Below are 2,587 nucleotides of genomic sequence, written 5' to 3' on the forward strand. Positions count from 1 at the left end.
CCCCTGCTCGACGACGTCACCCGCAGCGGCCGCCCCGACCTCATCTCGCTCGGTTTCGCCTTCGCCCTGTGGTCGGGATCGCGCCCTCTCCCGCTTGTCCTCGCGCACCTCGTCCACGGCCTCGTCGAGGGTGCGCACCCCCTCCAGCAGCATGAGCGACCAGGCGCCGAAGGTCTCCCGGGGGGCTCGCAGCCAGCGGACCATCCGGATCTGGGGCAACGGCCGCGGGATCAGGCCCTGTTCGCGCAGCGCCGCCCGGCGGGTCTGCTTGAGGGCGCGGTCGAAGAGGACGGCCGCCGAAAGCGACATCCCCGCGAAGAACTGCGGGGCCCCGTCGTGGCCCAGGCCCCGCGGCGCGTGCACCCAGTTGAACCACGCGGCCGCGCCCGCGAACAGCCAGACGAGCATGCGCGAGCCGAGGGCCGCGTCGCCGTGGCTGGCCTCGCGCACGGCGAGCACCGAGCAGAACATCGCGGCGCCGTCGAGGCCGAAGGGAACCAGGTATTCCCAGCCTCCGGAGAGGTTGAGGTTCTGCCGGCCGAAGCCGACCAGTCCGTGGAAGGAGAGCGCGGCGGCGACCGCCGCGCAGCAGAAGAGCAGAACGTACGAAGCGCTCCCGTAGACGGCTTCCTTGCGCCGCCGCCGTTCCTCGCTGCGCTCCCAGCTGTCCTCGGCCGCGGCCTTCTCGCTCTCGCGCTTGCCACGGGCCAGTACCGCAACTGCCGCAAGTACGCCCAGGATCAGCAGGCTGCCGGGCAGCAGCCAGTCCAGCGATATGTCGGTCAGTCTCATGCGGATGTCCCTTGCCTCGCGTATGCGGCTATGCGGCTGTGCGGCCTTCCGGGCGCCATAGTGGCGTAGCCGGGGAGCCGTGCACGCGGGTTTCGGGGCAAGTGGACGCCATCGGGGGGCGGGGCCCGCCGGATAGGGTGTTGTGACTCGAACTGGAGCCCGTACGAGCTGAGTTGCGTTCGATTACAGTCAGTCGTACGGGGTGGGTTCAGGCGGCGGCGGCCGCGAGGCGGGCGACGCGGTCGGCGTCACAGGTCCGGGGGCAGGTGACACAGGTGTCCTCGGGGCGGATGGTGTAGAAGAAGCAGCAGCCGGCCCGGTCCCGGGTGGGCAGCTCCTCGCCGGCGGGTCCGGTGAGCGTACGGAAGCCCGCGCCCCCGGTGTACGGAGCCGTCGAACCGGGCAGCAGGGCCTCCAGCTCGGCCATGGCGCGCTGCTCCTCACCGAGCAGGTTGCCGATGTACCAGAGGCTCTCGACGACCTCGTCGGTCACCATGCCCCACAGGGCGCGGCGGCCGCGTCGCATGCGCGGGCCGAAGCCTTCCAGCAGGGGTCCGAGGTGCTGGGCCACCGCGGCCCGCACCTCGTCGCGCAGCGCCTCCTCGTCGGGCACGACACGGACCCCCGGGAGCGCGGCCGCCGGATCGTGCGGCAGGCAGGCGAATTCCCCGACGCGCACGCTGAGGCGGCCGAGGGCCCGGTGGAAGGCCACCCCGGTGACAGGGAACCGCGGGACCCGCCGGTGCAGGAACCAGGGGAGGGTGAACAGCAGGCAGGCCGGCCACGCGTACCGGTGCAGCCCGAAGCCCGCGACCACATCGGGCCGCGCCTGGGTCCCGTAGTCCCTCAGCACCTGGGCGTTGTCCCAGGCGAGGAAGGCGTCCAGGGCCGGCCCGCCGGCCGCGAGCTCGTCCGCGCCGACCCAGCCGGCACCGCGAGGGAGGGGTTCGTCAGCGGTTCGCTCGATCACCCGCAGGCCGTCGTACGCCTCGGCGAGCCTGGCGAACGCATCCGTCACCGCAGAGCCGTGCGGGGCGGATGTGACAGCCGGGAAGGTCGTGACGGTCATGACGGGCCACCGAATCACAGAATCACACGATCATTAACAGGTTAGCCTTACCTTACCTGACTTGAATCGATCCGCACCCCTCCCCGAGCGCGCCGTCACTTATTCTCAAGGCAGGTCGACACCTGGAGGAGGACCGAGTGCACGAGACGGCCCACGCCCGGGTACCGGCACAAAGGCAGAAGGTGTTGCGCCATTCGGTGCGCGGTCAGGTGCTCGACGCGCTGCGCGCCGCCCTGATCGACGGCGAACTGGTGCCCGGGGAGATCTACTCGGGCCCGGCCCTGGGGGAGCGGTTCGGGGTCTCCGCGACCCCGGTGCGCGAGGCGATGCAGCAGCTGGCCGTGGAGGGGGCGGTGGAATGCCTCCCGAACCGGGGCTTCCGTGTGCTCTCCCGCACTCCCAGGGAGCTCGCCGAGCTGGCCGAGGTACGGGCGCTGCTCGAAGTCCCCGTGATGCTCCGGCTGGCCCGTACGGTGCCCGCGGCCGCCTGGGACGCCCTGCGTCCGGCCGCCGCGGCCACGGCCGGGGCGGCGGCGGCCGGAGACCTGCCGGGGTACGCGGAGGCGGACCGGGATTTCCACCGGGCGGTGCTGCGGCTGGCCGGCAACGACCAGCTGGTGCAGGTGGCGGAGGAGCTCCACCGCCGGGCCCAGTGGCCCCTGCCGGGCGCTCCGCGGGTCCGCCGGGCCGATCTCGTCGCCGACGCGCAGGAGCACTCGGCGCTGC

The 2,587-nt window shown here is 72.6% G+C and carries 3 protein-coding genes; 1 reads left to right on the top strand and 2 read right to left on the bottom strand.

The window, feature by feature from the left end; all coding sequences use genetic code 11:
• The coding region (locus ACWGIU_RS35160; RefSeq protein ID WP_453712156.1) for a DUF2637 domain-containing protein at positions 1-792 on the bottom strand (792 nt) is incomplete at its 3' end.
• A gap of 208 nt (positions 793-1,000) precedes the next feature.
• Positions 1,001-1,861, bottom strand: coding sequence for a (2Fe-2S)-binding protein (locus ACWGIU_RS35165; protein ID WP_453712157.1), 861 nt, complete (start codon positions 1,859-1,861; stop codon positions 1,001-1,003).
• A gap of 122 nt (positions 1,862-1,983) precedes the next feature.
• Between ACWGIU_RS35165 and ACWGIU_RS35170 the strand changes: the two genes are divergently transcribed.
• Positions 1,984-2,587: GntR family transcriptional regulator (locus ACWGIU_RS35170; protein ID WP_453712158.1), on the top strand; the 604-nt coding region annotated here is incomplete at its 3' end.

The sequence above is a fragment of the Streptomyces sp. NPDC054840 genome, from assembly GCF_053611065.1.

What these genes read in the sequence shown, in the direction of transcription:
- ACWGIU_RS35165 (WP_453712157.1), bottom strand. Translation starts at nt 1,861, where the DNA reads ATGACCGTCACGACCTTCCCGGCTGTCACATCCGCCCCGCACGGCTCT.